The sequence below is a fragment of the Wolbachia endosymbiont (group B) of Philonthus cognatus genome (assembly GCF_947179345.1).
Taxonomy (GTDB): Bacteria; Pseudomonadota; Alphaproteobacteria; order Rickettsiales; family Anaplasmataceae; genus Wolbachia.
Map to the genome: position 1 here is coordinate 1,215,418 of NZ_CAMXBG010000002.1, position 23,041 is coordinate 1,238,458.

Consider the following 23,041-nt stretch of genomic DNA (forward strand, 5'->3'; position numbering starts at 1 on the left):
ATTTGAAGGCTGTAGCTGATAAAAGTTGGTCTTTTTCATAAGAATAAATGGATTGATGGAAAAAAGGAGTGGTAAGGCTCCTTGCACTACAAAAACATTTGCAGGAGAAACTATGAGAAAAAGAACATTAACTTGCCGATACGAGCCAGATGAATTAGCGGAACAACATCTAGCAGACGCCTATGAGCTGTTACTAAGGTATGCGGTAAAAAGAAACAATGAAAAGGAGATAAAGAAAAATGATAACAGTGGCCTTATATGCAAGAGTTTCATCGAAGAGTCAAGCGCAGAACAATACAATAGAGAGTCAAATTGCCGAGCTCAAGCATAGAATTGCTGCAGATAAGCATGAGTTATTGAATGAGTATGAATTTAAGGATGATGGGCTTAGTGGGTGGAGTTTAGAACGTGAAGGTTTAGATGCATTACGTGATAAAGTAGGAGAAGATCAAATTGATAAAATTTATATTCATTCACCTGACCGACTATCAAGAAAATCTGCACATCAAATGATACTACTTGATGAATTTGAAAAAGCAGGAGTAGAAGTAATATTCTTAAATCATAAGACTGAAAATAATCCAGAGTCTAAATTGTTATTGGGAATGCAAGGATTAGTGGCAGAATATGAGTGTACAAAGATTATGGAACGTAGTCGTAGGGGAAAACTCCATAGAGCAAAAAAAGGCTGTGTAAGTGTAATTGGTATTGCACCTTTTGGTTATAATCGTATAAAGCATGTAGATAGAGAAAAGACAAAGTTTGAAATAAATGAAGAGGAAGCAAAAATAGTAAAGCAGATATTCATGTGGGTAGGGCAAGAGAGAATAAGTATAAGGGAAGTGATACGTAGACTAAGAGATAAGTCAATTAGAACAAGAACTGGAAAGAAGGTGTGGTGTCCAATAATAATTTGGAAGGTATTAAGAAATCCAGCATATAAAGGACAAGCAGCGTTTGGTAAATTAAAGAGGGTTGAAAAAAGAGAAAGAAATAAACAAAAGGTTTCTATCTGTCGCACAGATGAGGACAGCTGGATTTATATACCAGTACCAAAAATAGTTGATGAAGGGTTATTTAATAAAGTACAAAAGCAACTGGATGAAAATAGAAAAAGAGCAAGGATGCAGAGAGAGGGAGGAAAAAAGAAATATCTATTACAAGGTCTAGTTGTGTGTCAAAACTGTGGATATGCGTATAGTGGTGCACAATGTGGAGTTGAGGGAAAAAAGTTTAGCTATTATCGCTGTAGTAGTACTATACGTATTACTGATGGTAGGGAGAAGTGTACTAATAAATTGGTCCGTACAGATATGTTAGAAACAGCTATATGGGAAAAGGTGAAAAATTTACTAAAAAACCCAGAGATAATAAAAAATGAGTATCACCGTAGAATTGCAGAAAATAAAAATGATGAATCATCAGATAAGAAGCTTGCAAGAAGAGAAAATCAAATAAAACAAGGCATCGAAAAGTTAATGGAAGACTATTATAGTCAAGAAAATGTAGGAGATAAAGGATATATAAGTGAGGAAGAATTTAAACAGACGATGAAAAGAATGAGGGAACGCTTAAGAGGGATAGAAGAAGAGAAGAAAAAGGTAGTTGATCAAAAAGCGATAGAGAAGGGAATGAACCTTATCATCAACAGTATAAAGAGTCTTTATTCCAGTGTAAAATCTAATTTGGAACAGCTAGATTGGCAAACTAAGCGTGGCATCATTAAAGCATTAGTAGAACGAATTCAGATTGGTTATGATCAGGTAGAAGTGGCGTTTAGAATAGAAGAACCAGCACAGGATGGAGAGATTTTTAATTTGCAACATTGTACTGGACGTCATGGCAAGGGAGTTGGGACAATTTGTAAAGGAATTTCTGTTGTCAACAAGCTGCTAAATTTATTATATGGTTTCAAAGGAAACATATTGTCTATGGGAAATCTGCGTTTATTAGCGTATTATCTTAGAGTACTTAAAAATTAATTTCTTAATTTTAGTTAAAATTTTCATTGACATTAACATGCAGGAACAATCATAATAGCATTTTATTAAGATTTTAAATATAATCATGTCTATATTAAGTAGATTATTTGGAGTTAATACAACTATACTGAAAGTTAAAGAAGCGATAGGTTTTAACCCAGCAAATGTAGGGTTGATTGAAGGAAATGGAGTTGCTTATGGACTCAGCTATCAAGATAACGGCAATGGAAGCAGTAGAGTAAAGTTACTTATTAGTCCATTATATCAATCGAAAACATACGAGTGTGATACATGTGTCAACGTAGCAAATGAATTCAAGGGCCAATTATCTCCCACACTAATAGAAAATTCAGCTGAAATAGATAAAGTTGGAGTTATCTTTCCTACAGAAGAAACTAACAAAGAAAGAAAGTGCATCAAAGGCTTAACATTCAACACTTACGAAATCAAGCATTCAACTAATGCTCCCTTAGTTGAATACGTAGGAAAAGTAAAATTATACAAGAACATTGATATAAATAATCTTGCAAATGAAGACAATAGTTACTTTTTACCAAAAGCAGTAAAAGTTGATCATGGTAATATTGTTGTAATTGCTCATAACTTAAAGGATCAAGCTTTAGTTTCTTGGTACTTAGAATTAAAAGTAGATGGAAAGTTCAGAGTTTTACCTGGAGCAAACGGCATCATAGAAAGAAAATTATTCAAATTTGATAATCCAGGGCAATTGGCATTAGATGAAAATACGATGCTTTATGCACAGATGAGAAAAGAGATTATTGGGAAGCCAGAAGCAAGAACAAATATTTTTAAGTTCGATATGGCTAAAGTGGTTAAGGATCTAAAAAGTGGAAAGAAAGATGAATGTTTGCTTAAGAAAAATTGTCAAATAGATAGAGCATCATTTATTATCTCTAGTCCAGAAAAAATAAATTTTCTACAGTATGTGAAACGAACTGAAGGAGATGACCAGATTGCTTTTCTTGCAAAAAAACAATCTTCTAATACGCAAGAATTGCATTTAGCAAGTCTTGTTAAGAGTAGATCAAAATTGAACTTTCCTATTTGTGAATGTGAGGATCCTATAGAACAATTGTATGTTAAAGACAATGGCCAAGGAGGTTTTATCGTCACTGCGGTAAGTGGAGAGAGTATTATAACTTTTAATAGAGAGAGCTCTGGAAAATCTTCTGAAGCAACGATAATACCGACAAGCAGTATCAAAGCTCTCAGTGATTTTGTTAATATCATTAACGGCCAATTGATGCCTAGTATTATTTCCAGCAGTACTGTGGCTCCTATAACTGTTACAGAGACGGTTGTGACTTCTAAGAAAACGACGACTGCTGCAATTACTAGCACAACAGAAACCGACACTGTAAAGACTACCAAATTAACAACAGAAGCATCAACTATCATTGTACCAACTTCCACAATGAGTAAATCTTCAACAGAGTCAACAACTCAGGCAAGTACAGTAACAGTGGAGTCAACAACAGTAGCATCAACTACCACTGCACCTACTTCTACAACGAGTAGGCCTTCAACAGAGTCAACAATTCAAACAAGTACAGTAACAGTGGGGCCAACAACAGTAGCAAAAACAACTTCTACTTCACAAACGACCACGGTTGCTAAAACGTCAACTAGTGTGCCTTCGGAAACTGAGACAAGTACTGTAAAATCTACAGCAGCGACTGTTGAGTCAACTTTTACAGCAAGCAGTACTACGATGAGTAAGCCTTTAACAGAATTAACAACTAAGATGAGTACGTCATCAGAACCAACAACAGTAGCTGAAACTATTGCGACTTCACAAGCAACTATGATTACTACAATGCCAACTAATGCGCCAACAACAAACTCAGAGAAAACTATACAAACAGTGTCCACTATATCAAATACTGGAACAAAGGTAACAATTCCTCTGTTCACTACAACTTTACTTCCTCAAACTACTCCTTCACCACAGCCCACTCAGCTTGCTATAGAGTCTAATAGGGCAGGAATGATAGGTGGGTCTTTGGTTGGAGCGATAATAAGTATTGCTGGAATTATAGGATTCATAGCATACAAATATGTTAAGGGTCGTAATGCTGCTCCTGTGTTAGAACTAACTAATTTCAATGATAGAAGGCGATCATCTTCAAGTGGCAATAGCGATGAAGAAATTTTTATCGCTAATAACAGAATGAGACATATATCTATGCGAACTATGGATCAATCTGAAACAGTGCTAAACAGTATATCGGTGGAGAGTAGTAGTCGGTCAAGAAGTAGCTCATCGTCTTCAAGCGGTGGACCAGGATCTTGACTGACTGAGCTAGAGTCTAAAAGTGAAAAAAGCTTATCTTGGGATAGCGATGATGTACCGGAATATCACCTTTAGCTATTTGTCTGAATGTTTTTAGTATGTAGACTGTTAGGAAATTTTCTTTTGCTTTTGTGATTTTAATGTTAAAGTATAATTTCTAGGTGAAATAAGTAGCTGCTGTTGTGTGATAAACACAGCAGAGGAAAGTCCGAGCTCCAAGAAAAGTTAGTGACGGGTAACGCCCGCCGGAGGTAACTCCAGTTATAGGGCTACAGAAAATTACCGCCTAAAATATTATTAGGCAAGGGTGAAAAGGTGTGGTAAGAGCGCACCATAACAATGGCAACATTGGTAGTCAAGTAACCAACACTAGGAGCAAGATTAAATAGAAGTAGATTTTATGTTTTTCTCATATCTACTCGGGTAAATCGCATGAAGTAAATGGTAACATTTACTCCAGATAAATAGCTACATAAACAGAACTCGGCTTATATTTCACCTAGGCAATGCATGAATGTCAGCCATACTATGTAAATGTATCAAACATTTCACATATCCTGTACGCTCAATTTGACTACCTATATTCCTTTTACTTCTTGGCTTATCTCTTTTTTTATTTCCTTTTGAACTTAACAAAGCTTGAATTTTAACCGAGCTTTTCCTTTAACTCGTCATTCTCTATCTCTAAAGCCTTACTTTCTTACCTATAACTTTTTAGCTCCGCTTCCAACTTTTCTATTTTTTGCTGCAAGTCTTTGTAAAGTTCTAAAAGACTAACCATGTTACCTCACTTTTACGATTGGTTTTTATCTTATTTCATCTACCTATTTTGTTGCTTCAATGAATGGGTGAATAAAGCATTTCATGCGTTGTCCTTCACTTGTTCTGCTTGATAGTCACTACTGCTTTCGCTTATATTAACACTAGAGTATTCTTCATCGTCAACATACTCTTTTAGAACATATCCTCTACCCCAAACGGTTTCTATGTGGCTTATTCCATCATTTGCACTTTCAAGTTTTTTACGTAATTTACACATAAAAACATCAACTATTTTGTTGTCTGAAGGTTCGTCCAAGCCATTGTAAAGATGGTTTAAAAACATTTCTTTTGTCAACACTGCTCCTTTACGCAATGCCAGCAATTCTATCATGGAATACTCTTTGTTAGTAAGGTGAACTGTTTTGCCTTTTACCTCAACAATCCTGTGATCAAAATTGATATTCATATTACCAATCTTTATCACTGATTCGGGATGGCCTTTAGTACGTCGGACTATGGCCTTAATTCGAGCTAATAATTCGCTCTTGTGAAATGGCTTGGTTAAGTAATCGTCGGCACCATACCCAAGTCCTTTAGCTTTATGGTTGGCAGCGGAGATACACGAAAGTATTAAAACAGGAACTTTGATTTTTGCACTTCTTAATCTTAACAGTATATCATATCCATCAATATCACCAGGCAGGTGTATATCTAGAATAACTAGATCGTAACAGTCTCCACCCGAGGAAACCATATTATTGTTATAATCTTGTGCAGAAGTAACAACGTCGCAAAAATGTCCATCAGAAGTTAAGGCATTAACTACAGTCCTTGCACTTACTTGATCATCTTCAATTAATAATATACGCATATTTTACACCCCATAAATAATTTATAATTTTAGTAATATATATAACCAAGGAAAGTAACAAATCAAATTTTTATTAATGAATAATAGAAATTACACTTATTAATTAATAGTTAATGTGTCGTTCCAAAATTATACAAATAGATCTAAAATACAATAGATATACTATAATAATACTATTTTTAGTAAATATTGAATAGAAGCTATTTTTATTAAAAGAATACTTAGGTTAATAGATATTTAAACTATTTTATACTTTTATGTTATATTTTTAATTTACTTATTCTACAGTTTTAAATTATAAGTAATACTTTCAGGAATATTGAGTGGTAATATCAGTTTTAGGTGCTGGCGCATGGGGTACAGCAATTGCGATTTCATTAAGTAGTAAGAAAAATGTAATTTTGTGGACTCGCAATAAGGCCATATTTGAATCAATTAAAGAGAAAAGAGAAAGTGACAAGCTACCTGATTGTCCAATTTCTGATAATGTATCAGTAAAATTAGCTATTGAAGATGCAGTTAATGCTTCAGTAATAATTCTAGCTGTTCCCACTCAGTCTCTAAGGGAGATATGTCATCAATTGAATGATTGTAACCTAAAAAAAAATGTAGCAATAATTTTGGCTTGTAAGGGAATAGAAAAATCTACATTAAAATTACCTAGTGAAGTAGTCAATGAAGTTTTACCTAATAATCCTCTTGCTGTTTTTTCTGGTCCTAGCTTTGCTATAGAAGTTGCAAGAAAATTACCATATTCGATGGTTCTTGCATGTCAAAATGAAGTATTAGGTTTAAAATTAGTATCAGAGCTACAGCAAGAAAATATTAAATTGTACCTTAGTAGCGATGTTATAGGAATACAGGTTTGTGCAGCGTTAAAGAATGTTTTTGCTATAGCATGTGGGGTTGTTCTAGGTAGGTTTGGGTTTAATGCTCATGCAGCATTAATTACGAAAAGTATGAGTGAAATTAAGGCTTTATACTCAGCAAAAGTTGGTGACGGCAATGTAGATATAAATACACTACTTGGACCAGCATGCTTAGGCGATTTGGTTGTGACATGCACATCATTAAATTCAAGAAATCTATCTTTTGGATCTAAAGTAGCTAATAGTAATGGTTCTAGTGCTCAGCAGATTTTATCAGAAGGTAAGTCGGTAATTGAAGGTTTTAACACTGCTAAGTCTGCATTTGATTTAGCAGAAAAGCTAAAGATAAAAATGCCCATATGTGAAGCGATCTATAGATTGCTATATGAAAATACTTCTATAGAAGATACTATTTCTGTTCTTGTAAATTAGTTTTATATTTCGGTATATTGTGAAATTTTTATATAAATTAATATCAACATGGTGGCTATCTGGCACGGTAAAACACATGCCAGGTACTATAGGCAGCTTGGCTGCTTACCCAATTGTTCCTATATTACTCAATGACAGAATTTTAGGTACAGCAATTATTTTTTTTTTATTCTTAGTTGGATTATGGTCTACAGGCAATTATATACAACATTACAAAGCTCCGCATGATCCAAAAGAGGTAGTAATTGATGAAGTAGTTGGTCAATTGCTGACAGTACTTCTAGTTTCAATATTATTAGAACAAGAAATGAATAGCTCTGTATTGTTGGTGTGCTTTTTCTCCTTTAGGTTTTTTGATATAATAAAAGTGTGGCCTATAAATTTGATTGATAAAAATACAAAAGGTCCTTTAGGTATTATGCTAGATGATGTTGTAGCTGCAATTTTAGCCTTTGTTTTTATAGGAGCCTTTTATTGTTTATTGTTGGTTTATGCAGAATAAAAAAATTTGTTATTCAAGCTTAATTATTCAGAACCTAAAGGATTATATACTTTATGCAACGAATTTGTCCAAGTGGGAAATACATGACGAATTTGATAATGTTATATTTACAGTAAATGGTACCAGAGAATCGTTATTTAATTTTGTGTTTTGTGAAGATCAATGTACTGAGCTTTCCATATGCAGAACTCTAGATTATCTCAAAGCACGAAATATAGAAGCAACATGGATAATAAGTCCACGTATAAAAATAGGGGGTATTTTAGAAAAATGCGAAATAAAACACGTTAGCACACCAAAAAAAGTTTTACTCAATATAAAAGATTATTTTTTGCCTGATGATGCTGTTCCAAATTTGAAGTTCAATGTTGTAAATAGTAGTGAGCTCTTAGAGCAATTAGATTTACACACTTCTAAAATTTTTTATCATAGAATTAGTATTGTTAGCACATTTTTTCGCCAATTATCGAATTATGATGATAAGAGCTCAAGGTTAAGATTTTTTCTTGTAATGCTAAATAACGAAATTGTTGGAACATGCGGTCTTTATATTCAAGACAGCATAGCTGGTTTTTATAGCGATGGAGTTTTACCAATTTACAGGGGTCGTGGAATAGGAACTCAAATGGTTCTAGAAAGAATAAAGATAGCTAGGCAATTTGAGTGCAAATACATAGTAGCACATTGCATGAAACCTTCTGTAAACCTTTATAAGAAATTAGGCTTTAGGGTATTGGGCAATCTTCACTTATATACCTCTTCAGTACAATCTCTTTGCTGAGAGGTTGCAAATTTTTATATTTGTTTTAGAATACTATGTTTTTTTTGTATGAAATAGTTTTACTACTAATTCTAGTATTCTTCTTTTTCTCATATTCTAAATTAAAAATTAGTAATAAAATTAAGGACTTACAACATCAAAATGTTATCATAAATAATTTAATAGATACTGTGAATGATGGATTTTATATTTGGGACGCAAAAAAACGTATAGAAAAATTTTCTCCCAATTTACTAATTTTGCTTAATACTGTTTTTTATTCATTTAATGAGTTTGTAAATTTTTTTGAGCAATCAGAAAGCTTAATTAAAAGTTTTGCTGAGGCAAAGGAAATAAATAAATCTTTTACTCTAGATTTAAAGTCAAAAGACAGTGAGGTTTATTGCACATGTTATGGTAAAAGCATAATAGATTATTCTAATAATGTGATTGGTGTGTTGTTATGGATAAGGAATATCTCCGATTATAAGATAAAAGCTAATGAACTTGAGTTAGAAAATAGTAAGCTTATGCGAGAATTGGAGAGCTATAAAAAAATTTTTGACTCTTTACCATTTCCAATACTGAAGCACAATAAGAATAAAAAAGTAAGGTTTTATAACTTATTTTATGATAAATATATAGGCAGCTCTAAAAAATTTACTGTTGCGAGTGGCTCCTATAACGTAAAACCAGGAGAGTGTGTAATAACTTACAAGAACGAACCTAAGGTTTTTAATTTTGTTGAAGTTCCAGTGCAAAATTCTAATAGCATAGTAATGTATGGAAAAGATATTAGTGATGAAAAAAAATTACATACTGAGCTAAGCAATTGTTTAGCTGCACAAGAAAGTTTGCTTGAGAAGCTATCGATTGCTGTGGCGATATATAGTAAGAATCAAAAGCTAAAATTTTATAATAATGCTTTTATAAAAACTTTTCAGTTTGATCCAAAATTTTTGGAGTCTTATCCAACTTATCACGAGATTATGCTTCACCTATTTGAATCTAAAAAGCTTTTAGGAAAAAAGGATTTTCAAACTATTAATAATCAAAGACATGAGTTGTTCAAAAGATTACTGGAATCATATGGTGAAACAATACATTTCATGAATGGAAGAACGTTTAGAGTATTAACAATACCCTATGCTTCAGAGGGTCTACTATTTTCTTACGAAGAGTGCCAGAAATAACACTCAAATTCCTTCTCTCTCTACCATAAGCTGTTTTACTTTCGCTATCGCTTTTGCTGGGTTAAGCCCTTTCGGGCAGGTTTTTGTACAATTCATTATTGTATGACAACGATACAACTTAAATGGGTCGTTTAAAGAAGCAAGTCTTTCTTCTTTCTTATTATCACGACTGTCAGCAATCCATCTATAAGCTTGCAGTAATATCGCTGGCCCTAAAAATTTATCACTATTCCACCAATAGCTTGGGCAACCAGTCGAACAGCAAGCACATAGTATACAATCAGACAGACCATCCAATTTTTTTCTATCTTCAGGAGATTGAAAGTATTCTTTATTTTGTAAGGCAGATTTATCTGTTTGTAACCAAGGTTTAATCGATTTGTATTGCTCATAAAATTGGCTTAGATCTGGAACTAGATCCTTTACTATATACATATGAGGTAGTGGATATATTTTTACTTCACCTTTTATATCATGTATAGATTTAGTGCATGCAAGAGTGTTGGTACCATCAATATTCATTGCACAAGATCCGCATATTCCTTCTCTGCAAGAGCGTCTAAAAGTTAAGGTTGAATCTATTTCATCCTTTATTTTTATTAATACATCAAGTACCATAGGGCCACAATTATCCATATCGATAAAAAATGTGTCTATTCTTGGATTTTTATCATCATCAGCAGACCAACGATAAATTTGAAATCTTCTAATATTTTTTGCTCCAGTAGGAGTAGGATAAATCTTGCCCTTTTTATTAACTTTAGAATTTTTTGGTAAAGAAAACTGAACCATATTGCTTACCTTTTACAGCTAAAACCCCTTTTTTGTAAATAACATATTTTGGTATTATCTACCATACTTTTCCTTTTCAAATTCAAGCAAAGCTAAAATCTTGCTCTCTAAACTTTTCATTATAATTTCTTCATCTTCTTTTTGATGATCATAGCCAAGTAAATGCAGCAATCCATGAACTAACATGTGTGCAGTGTGAGTGAGGATAGATATACAGTACTCATGAGACTCTCTTTCTATTGTATCTACTGCAATTGCTATGTCTCCTAGATCACATTCACTAGATAACTGTTCGCATGGAAATGATAGTACATTAGTTGGCTTATCTATTTCTCTAAACTTAAGATTAAGTTGATGTAGCAAGTTATCATCAGCGAGAGCTATTGATATATTTGGTTTATAATGATCTATTTTTAATTCTTTTAGAGAAGCATTAATAATATTTAATACAAAACTCTGTGGGTCCTTCGTAATACTATGCCACCTCTTATCAAGAATATTTACTTCTAACATGAATAAAGCACCAGAAAGGACATTATCCCATCACTTGACATTGGAACCAAAAAAAGAAGAATTATAGACCATCGTATCATACACACAACTATACGAATATTGTACACTAGAAGTATGTCATCCCAGTCTGGGATCCAGGAATTCTGATTAGACATTAGGTGAGTGAATATAAAAGCTATATTAAAACACAACATTTTTAATGTGGTTGCATTACAGCTGGATTCCAGTGTCAAGCACTGCTTTGTGTTTGATGAAAAATCGGCTACTTCGAAACAAACACTCATACAGCTGTATGTTGTGTGCTGAGGTAATATTGTTTGGCAACAGGTATTACACATCACTCATCCTTATTATTTCATTCCACTCAGTCTCTAAAACTGGAGAAACTGATAAACGTGATTGTTTTAATATAACCATATTTTTCAAAAGTGGGTTTTGTTTTATACTGTTTAACGTCACTTGGTTACTTAAAGGTTTCAAAAATTTTACATTCACTAGTCCAAATTTGGAATTATAAACATGATAATACTCCTTTAATACTTCAACTATTCCAAGTATAACTCTCTCTTTACCTGTATGATAAAAAAATGCAAGATCGCCTAATTTCATAGCTCTCATGTAATTTTGAGCTTGATAATTGCATACACCATTCCACTGCGTCACCTGCTCCTTTCCCATTTTTTGCCACGAGTATTCGCTTGGCTCTGACTTGAGTAGCCAAAATTGCATTATTTTTTTCTTCTTAAATAAGCTGGTATATCATAAACATTGCTACCCCACTTAACTCTTTCGTTTGTTTGCTCAGTTGAAGCATATTCTTTTGTTTCTAATATTGGAATTTGATTATAAGGCCATTTAAAATTTTTTTCCTCTGCTGGGATCTTGTTTTGATTAACAGATGAATTGTCGTTACAGCTATCAATGCCAGTTGCAAGAACAGAAACTCTAACTCTTCCCTCCATCGCCTGATCAAAAGTGGCACCAAATATTATATTTGCATTTTCATCCACTTCTTCACGTACTCTATTTGCTGCAGAATCAACCTCAAATAGAGTCATATCTCCACCACCAGTAATATTAATCAATATTCCTTGTGCACCTTTCATTGATACATTATCAAGTAATGGATTAGATATCGCAGCCTCTGCAGCACTAATTGCCCTATCTTCTCCTTCTGCCTCTCCAGTACCAATCATTGCTTTACCCATCTCACTCATTACTGTTTCTATATCAGCAAAATCAAGATTAATCAGTCCTGGCATGATCATCAAATCAGTTACTCCTCTTATGCCAATATGCAGAACATTATCGGCGAGTTGAAATGCGTCAGCAAATGTAGTTTTCTCGTTAGCAATTCTAAATAAATTTTGATTGGGAATGACAATAAGTGTATCTACGTATTTTTGCAACTCTTCAAGTCCAAGCTCTGCAATGCGCATACGTCGCACACCTTCAAAACCGAACGGCTTAGTTACAACTCCAACAGTCAGTATCTTTTTTTCTTTTGCTCCTTTATCTTTAACTACCGCTCTTGCTTCTCTGGCTGCTTTTGCAATTACCGGTGCAGCACCTGTTCCAGTACCACCACCCATCCCTGCTGTGATAAAGAGCATATGGCTATCTTTTATATGCTCCATAATTTCATCAATTGATTCTTCTGCTGCACCTTTACCAACATCAGGCAAAGCACCAGCACCAAGGCCCTTAGTTAAGTTAATACCAAGCTGAATTTTTTTATCACATAATGACTTCTCTAACGCTTGAGCATCGGTATTTGCTACAACAAAATTTACTCCTTGTAAATTGGATTGAATCATGTTGTTCACAGCATTTCCACCAGCACCACCCACTCCCACAACGGTAATCCTTGGGTGTAATACAGGTAGCTCTGGTAAACTAAGGTCGATTGACATTTAAATTTTACTCAAATATTAGTGAATTCACTTGATAACAAGTTACTGCTTTTTTAACAATATGCAAACATTTTTCATTTTGACATACGCAAACAGTAAACAAGATTTACTTATTCTTAACATTGTTAATCAGTAGGTATAATAATTGCAGGCTTTCAAACAGCACTACTTAGAATGCAAAAAAAAATTGTGAAAAAGGGATAGAAGCCTATCCCTTTTTATTGAAAACTGCTACTAGCTTTTCGCAGTTCCTTTTTGTACCCCAAGTACTTGTTTGATCTCCTCTAATTGGGTTTCTGGTTGTTCACCATTAAGCAATTTACCTGCTTTCTCAATTTGATTTGCCTTACTACTGTTCATATATGCATACACAGGTGCAGTTATTAAAGCTGCTACTGCAGCAAGAACTACCAAACTAGCAACAAGTGGATGAGCAACTGCAAATGCAGACATTGCAGTAATCGCAGGACTAACGAGTGTTGCAGCTTTTGTTCCAACTGTACCAACAAAAGTTGCATAAGCTGGACTTAAGAAATAAGCAGCCGTAAGCGCCACCACTGAAAGTGTAACAAGAGCAATTGCACCTGTTCTCCCTTTATTATTCATAGCATATTGACCAGCTCCACTAGCAGCACCTAGAATTCCCCAGTATGCTTCAGCTTCTTTGTATCCTTGTGTAATAGCATAAGGAAGGCCATTCCCATTCTGATATTTATATTCTGTCCATTTCATAACTCTACCCCTAAAATATTAAAATTTCACTAATGGTAGTATATGGCAAAAAAAAGCTGCCCGTCAAGTAAATTAATTTATTTATACATTCTTATTCTGTAATTCAGCGCTTCTGAGATGTGTGCTCTTTTTATTTCCTCACTTTTCGCAAGATCTGCAATGGTTCTTGCGACTCTTAATACACGTGTATAGCCTCGATTGGAAATGTAATTTTCTTTCAGTACGTATTTTAGCAATTCTAACCCTTCCTGATCTGGTTCAGTGAATTTATTTAATGCTTCACCACTGACTTCTGCATTGCAACGAATATTAAATTTACTATAACGCTCAGTTTGAATTTTTCTCGCTGCTATCACCCTTCCTCTTATAACCTCGGTACTTTCTCCCTCCACAGAGATTTCAGGAGAAAGTATGCTAACGTTTGGCATTTCAATGCATATGTCTATTCTATCAAGCAATGGTCCTGATATTTTGTTTTTGTAATCTGTGCCGCATTTTGGAGCTTTGTTGCACGATCTACTTGCATCACCTAAGTAACCGCACCTGCAGGGATTCATTGCAGCTATAAGTTGAAAATTAGCTGGATAAGTAATGTGAGCATTTGCACGTGCAATAGTAACTTTTCTATCTTCAAGTGGTTGACGTAGAGAATCAAGCACAAGCCTTGGAAATTCAGGTAGCTCATCAAGAAATAACACACCATTGTGAGCCATGGTGATTTCCCCAGGCTTTGCATTTTTCCCTCCTCCTATCATCGCTGACATCGAGCATGAGTGATGAGGTTCACGAAAGGGACGAGTTACTTTAAATGTTTCGTTACCGGCTTTTGTTATGCTAGAGATAATATTAACATCAATCATCTCCTGCTCAGTCAAATCAGGTAATAGCCCTATAAATCGCTTAGCAAGCATTGACTTTCCAGTACCAGGAGGTCCAACAAGGAGCATATTGTGTCCACCTGCTGCTGCAATTTCAGCTGCTCTTTTTGCAACAACTTGACCTTTAATATCCTTTATATCTGGAACTGAATTTTTTTCTTTGGGTGCAGCGCTATAGTTAAAAGTTACCGGCTGAATTAACTGCTCACCCTTAAAATGTCTGATAATATCGGTTAATTTCTCTATAGCCAGAATAGAAACATTCTTTACCCATAAAGCTTCTACTCCATTTCCCCTTGGGCAAATTACTCCTTTATTTGCCTGTTTTGCATTGATTGCTGTTGGAAGTACTCCTGAGATTGGTATGACTCTGCTGTCTAGTGCAAGCTCGCCCATAATTATATAAGACTGAACTTTTTCAACTGGTATCACATTCATTACAACAAGTAATCCAACAGCAATAGCTAAATCATAATGACTACCTTCTTTAAGCAAATCCGCAGGGGAAAGATTAACCGTAATCCTTTTTGGAGGTAACAGAAGATTGATTGAATTTAACGCTGCTCTGATGCGCTCTCTGGATTCTGCAACAGTTTTATCCGGCAGTCCAACAATATTGACTGCTAGTACAACATTGCATAATTCTATTATGGCTATTTTGATCAAAATTTGCAAGACTTTTTATGCGAAATACTATATACAAGTGATTGTGATTGATTTCAATTTGATGAATTAACATTCTAATAATATTTTGCTTAGTCTGCCAATCCACTTGATCAAGCTTTGATTCAACACTTGAGGAAAAGTTTTTCAAGCTATCTGTAACAAGGCTCAATTCTTGTTGTAGTTTTTTTTGATCAAGCGTTCTTTCTTTCTCTTCTTCAATTTCTTTCAAATGCTGTTTCATTGTTGTGATTCTTGGTTCAAATTCTTCTTGGCTTATAAACCCTTTAGCATAGCTATCAATAAATTTTTTGATACTTAATCTTAACTTACTTTCTTGCTTTTCACGTGTTTGATTATGTAAAGGTTTTTTGTTCTCTGATAATCTACGTTGATATTCATTTGCAATCCTATCTGGCTCTTTCAAGATACTCTTGACTTCTTCCCATATAACTCCATCTAATATATCAGTGCGTATTGATTTATTATCGCAGATTTTATTGCCATTGAATTTGCTAGAGTTTGTACCAGAGCAACGATAGTAATAATATGTCGACTTTTTATGAACGTGGTTTGTACCACAATAAGTATATTGACAACGTTGACATACCATTAAACCTTGCAATAAATATGTTTCTCTTCTTTGTCGTACTCTTGCTCTTTGCCTATTTTCAGTTAGTTGTGCCTGCACTGAATCAAATAAATGCTCATTGATTATTTTTGGTACTGGAATATAAGTCCAATTCTCTTTATCACTATTAAAGCGACCACTTTTAAGTTTACCACAAGTTCCTTTTTTTGATTTTTTTACTTGTGGTTTTGAGCATGTCCTAGTTTTACCATAAGCTGCTTGTCCTATATAAGCAGGATTTTTTAACATGTTCCAAATAGTGCTCCTTTTCCAATACCTTTTTCCTGTTCGTGTTATTACCGGTATCTTATTCAGTTCATGTACAACTTCTCCTATACTTGCTCTTTCTTGGCCAACCCGAATAAATATTTTACGCACTATATTTGCCTCTTCTTCATCAACCTCAAATTGAGCACTTCCTTCACCTACATGTTTTGCTATGTAGCGATAACCGTAAGGCGCCCTACCCATCACACTTATACACCCAGCTTTGGCCGCATGAAGTTTACCTCTACGGTTTCGTTCCATAATCTTTGCACGTTCATACTCTGCTATTGCTCCCTGAATCTGTAGAAATAAATGGGAATCCGGATTATCATCAAACTTATGATTCAAAAATACTATTTCAGATCCAGCCTTTTTAAACTCTTCGAGTAAGATCATTTGATATGAAAATTTACGTGATAGCCGATCAGGTGAATGAATATATATCTTATCAATCTTACCTTCTGCTACTCTATCACGTAAATTTTCTAAGCCAGGACGTTCTAAATTTGATCCACTATAACCATTATCGACAAACTTATGCTCATCTAATAACTCATGTCCATCACTACCAATGCGACGCTCCAATTCTACAATCTGACTCTCTATCGTATTCTCCTGTGCCTGTTGTCTTGATGAAACTCTTGCATACAAGCTTACGGTTGTCATTTTCTTCTACCTCCTTTGTTTTACATTTCAATAATTGTTCATAAGCATCTGCTAGATATGTATCTGCCAATCGATTAGGCTTATAACCCCAATAAATAGCCAACTCTCCTTTTTGCATGTTTTTCTTCCTGTGAATTTTTTTATAGGTTAGGAGACTTCTATTAAACTAAACCAATGCACACCTTATGTCTCGTTTAAGAAAGCTATCTAGTTCACACAAATTCTCCCTAATAAATATACAAGATTTGAAGAAATTATGTCCAAAAAATCTTTGCCTAAATCATCATATTATGTATAACATGGCTTATTTAATATGTTATGGAGATTTATCCAAGTCATAAATTCTGGGAGAGCGACTTAGAAGTTCCTGTTAACCTTTTATTAGATCGTTTTCAGGATTCTAATATACGTCAGTCTTGGTTAGATTCCCTTTCTGGTAAACAACTGAGCATTATTTTTCAGCATTGCTTTAAAAATCATTTAAATGGACAACTTTTTCAAGACGGAGACTACGATGATAGATCCACTCAACAAAAACGTAAGATACTTGCCAGTTACTCTGACTCTCTTTTTAACTATTATCTCATTAGCTACTTTGATCGTACGAAACTTGAAGCTACAGTCAGTGAAGTAGCAAGATTTGCCCTCACTCAAGAGTTAATGAGATCGTACCTGATAAAAAATAATACTAAGTATGATAAAAGATCCTTGTTATTTTTACTGTTTCACATAAATTGTGAACTTCTAAAATCTGTCTATCACTTTGATAAAGTACAAAAGAGAGGTTTCGTATCATTTGCTCTACAGAAATCACCAAGACAAATAAACACTTCATTCAAGGAATTTATGTCACAAGAAGCTGTAGAGCAGATACTGAAGTTTGAAAACCAATTGCAGGGTTTTTTCCATCATCAAGATCGGATATATATGTTTGTACGTCGAGGAAGTGACATGGATTTACTGCTTAATTCAAACAAAGTTGTTCATGGCCATAAACCTGAGTGGATGATTTTAGATTTTTCGATTGATGGTACAAAGGTTAATCTCTGTGCTAAAAATACCAATAAAGCTGTGGAAATAGCAAATAGTATTGTAAGTGGTTATTTTAACTGCGAATGTACTTTTGTAAATATACAGGATAGGAACTTTCTACTACAAGTGCATAAATTCCTTCAAGCATGTATAGAGGGTTCTGACCCTAATATTTGTATATTTGAGTTAAATTTTAAGTCAGATTATTTTAAAAATAGTAATACATATCTTACTTTGAGTGTAAAGCCGTACGATCCTATTGCACCAGAGTTACATATTTTAAAGCCGTCTATTGGCAACATACTACAATCTATTCAATCAGCTAAAGTAATGTTCCAAAACAAAAAGGTAACATTTTCTTTCAAATCAAGTGGGGAAATTTATTATTCAGAGCATCCGCTCAATAAAAAAGAAAGGGAGGACCTGAAGAAACATATGGAACAATCTTATGGTCTTAAAATCCTTTCACGAGCAAATTGCTGATCTTTTAAGTTCAAATAGTTCTTGGGTTAATCCAAGTCAAAATCACATTAAAGCAGCAAGATACTTATTTGATCTTGGATTGATAAAAATGCAAGAAAGGTACTATATTGTTTGCTCTCGTGAAGAAGATCATCTTGATTGGCCAAATGTAATTGATCCAAGTTGTAGCAATGAGATTTTTATCGATCCAGACTTTGATGAAGCATGTGATGACGCTATTTGTGAAAACTGTTCTCGTCATATTTTGCCTAATACTTATAAAAAACAGAGATTTCATCTCTTATCCATATACTTAAATATAGAGAAAATCATAGACTGGTTTGAAACAAAGTTGAATGATTCAAGACTTATGTGGGAAAAAGTGGAAAAAGGAGTTTATTATATTTGTAATCAAGGTCGTATTGTAAATCTAATAATCCTTGATTTTTGTACTGATGCGATATTTTTAACTATAGATAAACTTAGAGTCCATCCGACAGTTCTCATCACTCTAAAAAAAGATATACCAAATCTATTGCTGAATCTATATGTAGTGCCAATGGTGAAACTGTTTTGTCAGCTTAAGACTGTAACTGAGATATTCCAAGAGGCAGATAAAAGAGGAGTACCAGAGGTGGTAGAAAATACTTCTTTGCAAGTTTTACCAGCTTCATATATTTCGCTTAAACGTGTTGAACCAATTATACCAACAAAACTTTTGGAGTTACAAGTAGTTAAAGGTATGGTATATGTTAATAGTATTGAAGTTATAAATAAAAAAGCTGCATCATGCCTTAATATTTTTCGAATATTGTTCAAGCAATTTTTACATGACTGTGAGAAAGAATTACCACCTGAAAAACATACACTTCTCAATATTAATCAGTTAGAAAAACTCTTGGGACTTAGTTTAGAAGCAGATTTAGAACATCAAATCAGAAAACCATTAAATAAAATGCAAAGAACAATCAAAGCTACGATTGCTGAGAAATTAGGATTAAGTATTGAACGTGATGATGTAATACAAACCCTTGGTTGGCAAAGATCATCATATGGTTATCGTATTAACCCTTTTACTTTGACTATAAAAAAATAGAGTTTTTTGTTATCAAAAATAGTTTTTTTCAGCTCCATGAATAAATTTTCCCACTCCACGTGCAAATGGTCCTGTTTTAATATCGAGCCATTTATCTTCTTTTGAACCATTAGCCATTCCTTTAACTATTTGCTTTGCCTGTAAAAGCTCTTGCACTATACGCTCTAATCTATCTCTTCCCATACTATGAAAAACTTCAGGCAGTCTATGTCGTTGTTTATGTATTCCTGCACTTCCTGTGTGAGTAAATGGATGTCCTGAAATAGCAGCTCGCGCAATTGAATCAATAAGATATATTTTAAGATCTTTATCGCTAATATTTTGAGCTTTTAATTGTTCATTGATGTCTTCCAATAGCCCTGTTTCTTCATTTCTTAGGTAAGTGCGTATGGTACGATCAGCCAGGCCATTTGCTTTAACAACAGCTCCATAAAATAGTGCATTTTGTCTTGGGATTTTTCCAATTGACCTAAAAATCATTGGTTTAGTCATATCTTCAACAGGCCAAAAAGCAAAAGAACACCTGACTCCATTTACGAGAGCAGAAGTGCCTCGAATAGCATCTCGTGCTTGCTCTACTGTTGATATAGGCTTTTCTCCCTTCAGCTTTCTCATATGATGTGCAGTAATTATTGAAGCTCCAGTGCTACATGCTAAATCAGATAATAAACACATGAGATAATCCCCTACTGCTGGATCAGCATTTAAATCTGCATGAATGAAAGAAGCAAGGGGATCAAATATAATGAGCTTTAAATCCTTTATCCTGCTCAGCTGCTTCATTACCGACTCAAATTCTGGAGAGATTTCTACAACTTTACCGCGAACGTTCTTAAGTATGGTAAGAGATCCTCCGATGTTTGGTAATGGTACAATAAATAGCCTACCTTTATATTTCAATCTCTCGCATTTTGGATCAAGTCGTTCTAAGCGACGATGTATTTCATTTGTATCATCCTCCGCAGAAAATACCACCACAGATCCATGTTCAGTAACAAGTGGACCAAATCCGCATACCTGATCTATGCTACCTGCAACCTTGAGGGCTAGGTCAAGAAGTAGCATACCTTTGCCTGTATCTCCCATTGCAGCCAAAATGGAGGTTACACCCAAAGGAAATAATCCTTCAACCAAGAATCTTTGCTTTGGTACTGGGCCTACAAAACGCTCTACGCTCCAGCTAAAAATATCAAGTGGTGGTTTAATAATTATTTTTCTTGAGTTTTTTTCGATAAATTCTTCAATATTTATTCCCTCTAACACACAATCAGCAGCATCCCAACTCTTTGGTTTATTCGGTGGAATCTTAAGCGTAGCAAGTGATGCAACACCAAGTTCTAAAAGTCTCTTTTCAGCGTTTTTGGTATATTTATTACCTGCTTCATCGTTGTCTGGCCAAATAATAATATGCTTGCCCTTAAGCGGAGTCCAATCTGTTTTATCAATAGGCGCATTTGCTCCAAACATTGCTGTTGTTGCAGTTATTCCTTTCTCTATAAGTGCTTCTGCGCATTTTTCTCCTTCAACCAGAACAACCTTATCAGATTTTAAAATACCTGGAATGTTGTAGAGTGGCCTTATTTCTGGCTCTTTGAATCTTTGTTTTTTAACATCAAATGGTTTAAACTGTTTTTTCTCTAAAGGAGGATCATAACGGTAGACTATTACAATCAATTGGTTATTTTCATCGTAGTAGTTCCAACTACAAGTTAAGTATTGTTCTAAATTTCTCTGTTCTTTGAAGTTGGTTTTTCCAAGCCATTCACTTATTGAGAGCATTACTTCAGGAAACTCTATTCTCGCATTCTTCCCGTGTACCGTTGCCCAAAGATCAATAATGTCACCACCTTCTCCAGTTGCAAAATCTTTCCATAATCCGGCTCTTTCGCCTGTTAACTCTATTACAGTACTTTTGCCCTTGTTACCCTGTACATCACCTACATAAAACTTATCACCACGAAATGTCCCTCTTGGTAAAAGATGAAAAAGACAAGATCTGATGTTTTGCAAAAGCTGAGTTTTTAGCTCTAGCATAGTGTCGGTTTTTGTGGATAAATTAAGCCGTAGCTATAACTTTAGAGTTCTGCCAACGCCCATTTACTCTGCTAATGAATTTTGCTGGTATTGATTTACCGTTTCTTAGCTCATATACTACTTGCAAGACATTTGCACGTTTATTTGGTTGAAACATTACCATACCAGATGTATAAAAACTTCTTAAAGCATTAGCACCAATTAAAGCTTGAAAAGGACTTTTTGCGAGTGTAGCTGTGGATACTTTTCTGGTATGACGTGTAATAATGATTCCAGCCATAGGATTAATTACAGAACGTAGTTTTTCTACTCTGCTTTGCAGGCCAGAAAACATATTTTCATAGTCAAGAGAATCCAAAACGATAAGATCTATCGTTTTAAATTTTTCTCCTATTATATCTTTTATTCTCTCTATACCTTCATCATTTAAAGTTAATCTCATCTTTGTAGTAACAATCAAGTTTTCCTCTGCTAGATTTGGCAGCCTTTGATTAGTTATGATTTGTTGTATGCGTTCCCTGATATAATTGTACTCCATCTCATTTTGCAGATAGATTATTTTTAGTGGCCTTGCTGACTTCATCTTAAGAAACGACACTCCTGCTGCAAGATGTGCAAGCAAAGAGAGAAGAAAATAACTTTTGCCAACCTTTGGCGTACCACCAATGACTAAAAGACCACCTGGAGTGAGAATTCGTGGAGCTATTATATCTTCTGGTATTGGTGATTGATCACTTAAGTACTGCTTTACAGAAAATATTTTTTCTTCTCTTTTCCGCCCTTTTTTTTCTCCACTCTTTGATTTTTTATTGAGCCACTTTCTAGCAGAATATATATCACCCTTAATTAAAATCCAAAGATCAATAATATCACCACCAGTTCCTTCAGTAAAATTACGCCAATCACCAGCTTCCTTACCTACTATTTTAACTGTAATTGTATTTCCATTTAAGTCTCCAATATAAGTTTTTTCTCGGTAAAACTCACCATTTGGAAGTAGGTAAGAAACACACTCCTTGATATTATCAATCAATAACATCTTTAACTCTTTTTGCTTTTTAGACATAAAATTCCCATACATATTTTTCATACGTGTAAAGTTGAGATTAGCTAGCTCACAAACAGTTTCAAAAGATTTTGAATTCAGCCAATTAATTGCTTCTTCTCTTAGCTTTGGGTTTTTTCCTATTGCGTCCTGAATACCTCTAGTAACGACAGCAGACCAAAGCTTTTCCTCGTCGTACTTCAAAATGGTACTCTGTCAATTTCATAATTTTTGCGGTATTCTGGAGTAACTACCGAGGCAATTTTGTTCTTCTCTCCATATTCATCAGTTATAACACCTACCTTTACTGTAAACTCTAAGCCATTTAATTCTGCAACTGAATTTAACTTACGAGCAAGGATTGCATTTTCTGAGTTATCATGTGGATGAATGTCACGTGCCGATTCCAAGATACTGCGAAGCATAGAACGACCCATTTCTCCCCAAGTATCTTCTGCTTTACTACTTTTAATACCAATTATTTGATAAATTTTGTGCTTTGCGTATGGGCCTTCAATAACGGTAAATTCTGTATTTAAATAAATGCTACCGGTAGTGGGGCTTTTAGGTAGGGTCGAGAACTGGCGCGCCTCTTTAGGGTTTGGTGGCTGATCCATTATTTTCATGTTGGT

At 34.4% G+C, this 23,041-nt stretch carries 20 protein-coding genes and 1 other RNA gene; 10 read left to right on the top strand and 11 right to left on the bottom strand.

All coding sequences use genetic code 11. The features are described from left to right. The first annotated feature begins 55 nt into the window (after positions 1–55). The 4 genes from ONG78_RS07575 to rnpB all read left to right on the top strand — a co-directional run bounded on the left by ONG78_RS07575 (position 56) and on the right by rnpB (position 4,803). A complete protein-coding gene (locus tag ONG78_RS07575; protein WP_017532679.1) occupies positions 56–331 on the top strand; it encodes a hypothetical protein in 276 nt (91 codons plus the stop codon). After that, the gene (locus ONG78_RS07580) at positions 240–1,982 is read left to right on the top strand and encodes a recombinase family protein (RefSeq protein ID WP_264378031.1); all 1,743 of its coding nucleotides are present in this window, start codon (positions 240–242) and stop codon (positions 1,980–1,982) included. The genes ONG78_RS07575 and ONG78_RS07580 overlap by 92 nt, the downstream gene beginning before the upstream one ends. A gap of 85 nt (positions 1,983–2,067) precedes the next feature. Next, positions 2,068–4,296, top strand: a complete 2,229-nt coding sequence (locus ONG78_RS07585) for a hypothetical protein (protein WP_264378032.1) — start codon at positions 2,068–2,070, stop codon at positions 4,294–4,296. A 157-nt stretch (positions 4,297–4,453) separates the two neighbouring features. Next, an RNA gene (rnpB, locus tag ONG78_RS07590) (RNase P RNA component class A) lies at positions 4,454–4,803 on the top strand. A gap of 355 nt (positions 4,804–5,158) precedes the next feature. On the opposite strand, the gene ONG78_RS07595 is transcribed toward rnpB, so the two are convergent. Next, entirely contained in the window at positions 5,159–5,929 is a 771-nt protein-coding gene (locus ONG78_RS07595) for a response regulator transcription factor (protein WP_010406882.1), read from the bottom strand. Positions 5,930–6,252: 323 nt separating this feature from the next. On the opposite strand from ONG78_RS07595, the gene ONG78_RS07600 reads away from it, so the two are divergent. Genes ONG78_RS07600 through ONG78_RS07615 form a run of 4 tightly spaced genes read left to right on the top strand, consistent with a single transcriptional unit; the run spans position 6,253 to position 9,685 of the window. Continuing rightward, positions 6,253–7,230 carry an NAD(P)H-dependent glycerol-3-phosphate dehydrogenase gene (locus tag ONG78_RS07600; RefSeq protein WP_064085646.1) on the top strand — a complete coding sequence of 326 codons (978 nt, stop codon included), beginning with the start codon at positions 6,253–6,255 and terminating at the stop codon, positions 7,228–7,230. A 19-nt stretch (positions 7,231–7,249) separates the two neighbouring features. Next, positions 7,250–7,732, top strand: a complete 483-nt coding sequence (locus ONG78_RS07605; protein ID WP_029237689.1) for a phosphatidylglycerophosphatase A family protein — start codon at positions 7,250–7,252, stop codon at positions 7,730–7,732. Further along, a complete protein-coding gene (locus ONG78_RS07610) occupies positions 7,722–8,513 on the top strand; it encodes a GNAT family N-acetyltransferase (protein WP_264378033.1) in 792 nt (263 codons plus the stop codon). The genes ONG78_RS07605 and ONG78_RS07610 overlap by 11 nt, the downstream gene beginning before the upstream one ends. A gap of 35 nt (positions 8,514–8,548) precedes the next feature. Beyond that, on the top strand, positions 8,549–9,685 hold the full coding sequence (locus ONG78_RS07615) for a hypothetical protein (RefSeq protein ID WP_007302010.1): 1,137 nt from the start codon (positions 8,549–8,551) through the stop codon (positions 9,683–9,685). A 3-nt stretch (positions 9,686–9,688) separates the two neighbouring features. Here the strand turns inward: ONG78_RS07615 and ONG78_RS07620 are convergent, their stop codons facing one another. The 7 genes from ONG78_RS07620 to ONG78_RS07650 all read right to left on the bottom strand — a co-directional run bounded on the left by ONG78_RS07620 (position 9,689) and on the right by ONG78_RS07650 (position 16,740). Then, positions 9,689–10,477: a succinate dehydrogenase iron-sulfur subunit gene (locus tag ONG78_RS07620; protein ID WP_264378034.1), complete on the bottom strand. Its 789-nt coding sequence runs from the start codon at positions 10,475–10,477 to the stop codon at positions 9,689–9,691. A 54-nt stretch (positions 10,478–10,531) separates the two neighbouring features. Continuing rightward, a complete protein-coding gene (gene ybeY / locus ONG78_RS07625; RefSeq protein WP_015587883.1) occupies positions 10,532–10,990 on the bottom strand; it encodes an rRNA maturation RNase YbeY in 459 nt (152 codons plus the stop codon). A 330-nt stretch (positions 10,991–11,320) separates the two neighbouring features. Further along, entirely contained in the window at positions 11,321–11,719 is a 399-nt protein-coding gene (locus ONG78_RS07630) for an EVE domain-containing protein (RefSeq protein WP_064085650.1), read from the bottom strand. Next, a complete protein-coding gene (gene ftsZ, locus ONG78_RS07635) occupies positions 11,719–12,903 on the bottom strand; it encodes a cell division protein FtsZ (protein ID WP_012481860.1) in 1,185 nt (394 codons plus the stop codon). The genes ONG78_RS07630 and ftsZ overlap by 1 nt, the downstream gene beginning before the upstream one ends. A gap of 234 nt (positions 12,904–13,137) precedes the next feature. Continuing rightward, complete coding sequence (locus ONG78_RS07640; protein WP_264378035.1) at positions 13,138–13,635, bottom strand: hypothetical protein; 498 nt, start codon at positions 13,633–13,635, stop codon at positions 13,138–13,140. Between the two features lie 77 nt (positions 13,636–13,712). After that, positions 13,713–15,179: a YifB family Mg chelatase-like AAA ATPase gene (locus tag ONG78_RS07645; protein ID WP_264378036.1), complete on the bottom strand. Its 1,467-nt coding sequence runs from the start codon at positions 15,177–15,179 to the stop codon at positions 13,713–13,715. Beyond that, positions 15,109–16,740, bottom strand: a complete 1,632-nt coding sequence (locus ONG78_RS07650) for a recombinase family protein (RefSeq protein ID WP_264378037.1) — start codon at positions 16,738–16,740, stop codon at positions 15,109–15,111. Before ONG78_RS07650 ends, ONG78_RS07645 begins: the two co-directional genes overlap by 71 nt. A 318-nt stretch (positions 16,741–17,058) precedes the next feature. On the opposite strand from ONG78_RS07650, the gene ONG78_RS07655 reads away from it, so the two are divergent. Then, positions 17,059–18,255 (top strand): hypothetical protein, encoded by a 1,197-nt coding sequence (locus ONG78_RS07655; protein ID WP_264378038.1) that lies wholly within the window; start codon positions 17,059–17,061, stop codon positions 18,253–18,255. Further along, positions 18,221–19,330: a hypothetical protein gene (locus ONG78_RS07660; protein ID WP_264378039.1), complete on the top strand. Its 1,110-nt coding sequence runs from the start codon at positions 18,221–18,223 to the stop codon at positions 19,328–19,330. The genes ONG78_RS07655 and ONG78_RS07660 overlap by 35 nt, the downstream gene beginning before the upstream one ends. A 12-nt stretch (positions 19,331–19,342) precedes the next feature. On the opposite strand, the gene ONG78_RS07665 is transcribed toward ONG78_RS07660, so the two are convergent. Genes ONG78_RS07665 through ONG78_RS07675 form a run of 3 tightly spaced genes read right to left on the bottom strand, consistent with a single transcriptional unit; the run spans position 19,343 to position 23,035 of the window. Continuing rightward, positions 19,343–21,364, bottom strand: coding sequence for an AAA family ATPase (locus ONG78_RS07665; protein ID WP_264378040.1), 2,022 nt, complete (start codon positions 21,362–21,364; stop codon positions 19,343–19,345). A 22-nt stretch (positions 21,365–21,386) separates the two neighbouring features. Next, the gene (locus ONG78_RS07670) at positions 21,387–22,613 is read right to left on the bottom strand and encodes an AAA family ATPase (protein ID WP_264378041.1); all 1,227 of its coding nucleotides are present in this window, start codon (positions 22,611–22,613) and stop codon (positions 21,387–21,389) included. After that, a complete protein-coding gene (locus tag ONG78_RS07675; protein WP_264378042.1) occupies positions 22,610–23,035 on the bottom strand; it encodes a hypothetical protein in 426 nt (141 codons plus the stop codon). The genes ONG78_RS07670 and ONG78_RS07675 overlap by 4 nt, the downstream gene beginning before the upstream one ends. Positions 23,036–23,041 lie beyond the last annotated feature (6 nt).

Coding starts and splice junctions, on each gene's coding strand:
- ONG78_RS07575 (WP_017532679.1), top strand. CDS start 56: ATGGAAAAAAGGAGTGGTAAGGCTCCTTGCACTACAAAAACATTTGCA.
- ONG78_RS07580 (WP_264378031.1), top strand. CDS start 240: ATGATAACAGTGGCCTTATATGCAAGAGTTTCATCGAAGAGTCAAGCG.
- ONG78_RS07585 (WP_264378032.1), top strand. CDS start 2,068: ATGTCTATATTAAGTAGATTATTTGGAGTTAATACAACTATACTGAAA.
- ONG78_RS07595 (WP_010406882.1), bottom strand. CDS start 5,929: ATGCGTATATTATTAATTGAAGATGATCAAGTAAGTGCAAGGACTGTA.
- ONG78_RS07610 (WP_264378033.1), top strand. CDS start 7,722: ATGCAGAATAAAAAAATTTGTTATTCAAGCTTAATTATTCAGAACCTA.
- ONG78_RS07615 (WP_007302010.1), top strand. CDS start 8,549: ATGTTTTTTTTGTATGAAATAGTTTTACTACTAATTCTAGTATTCTTC.
- ONG78_RS07620 (WP_264378034.1), bottom strand. CDS start 10,477: ATGGTTCAGTTTTCTTTACCAAAAAATTCTAAAGTTAATAAAAAGGGC.
- ybeY (WP_015587883.1), bottom strand. CDS start 10,990: ATGTTAGAAGTAAATATTCTTGATAAGAGGTGGCATAGTATTACGAAG.
- ONG78_RS07630 (WP_064085650.1), bottom strand. CDS start 11,719: ATGCAATTTTGGCTACTCAAGTCAGAGCCAAGCGAATACTCGTGGCAA.
- ftsZ (WP_012481860.1), bottom strand. CDS start 12,903: ATGTCAATCGACCTTAGTTTACCAGAGCTACCTGTATTACACCCAAGG.
- ONG78_RS07640 (WP_264378035.1), bottom strand. CDS start 13,635: ATGAAATGGACAGAATATAAATATCAGAATGGGAATGGCCTTCCTTAT.
- ONG78_RS07650 (WP_264378037.1), bottom strand. CDS start 16,740: ATGACAACCGTAAGCTTGTATGCAAGAGTTTCATCAAGACAACAGGCA.
- ONG78_RS07655 (WP_264378038.1), top strand. CDS start 17,059: ATGGAGATTTATCCAAGTCATAAATTCTGGGAGAGCGACTTAGAAGTT.
- ONG78_RS07660 (WP_264378039.1), top strand. CDS start 18,221: ATGGTCTTAAAATCCTTTCACGAGCAAATTGCTGATCTTTTAAGTTCA.
- ONG78_RS07665 (WP_264378040.1), bottom strand. CDS start 21,364: ATGCTAGAGCTAAAAACTCAGCTTTTGCAAAACATCAGATCTTGTCTT.
- ONG78_RS07675 (WP_264378042.1), bottom strand. CDS start 23,035: ATGAAAATAATGGATCAGCCACCAAACCCTAAAGAGGCGCGCCAGTTC.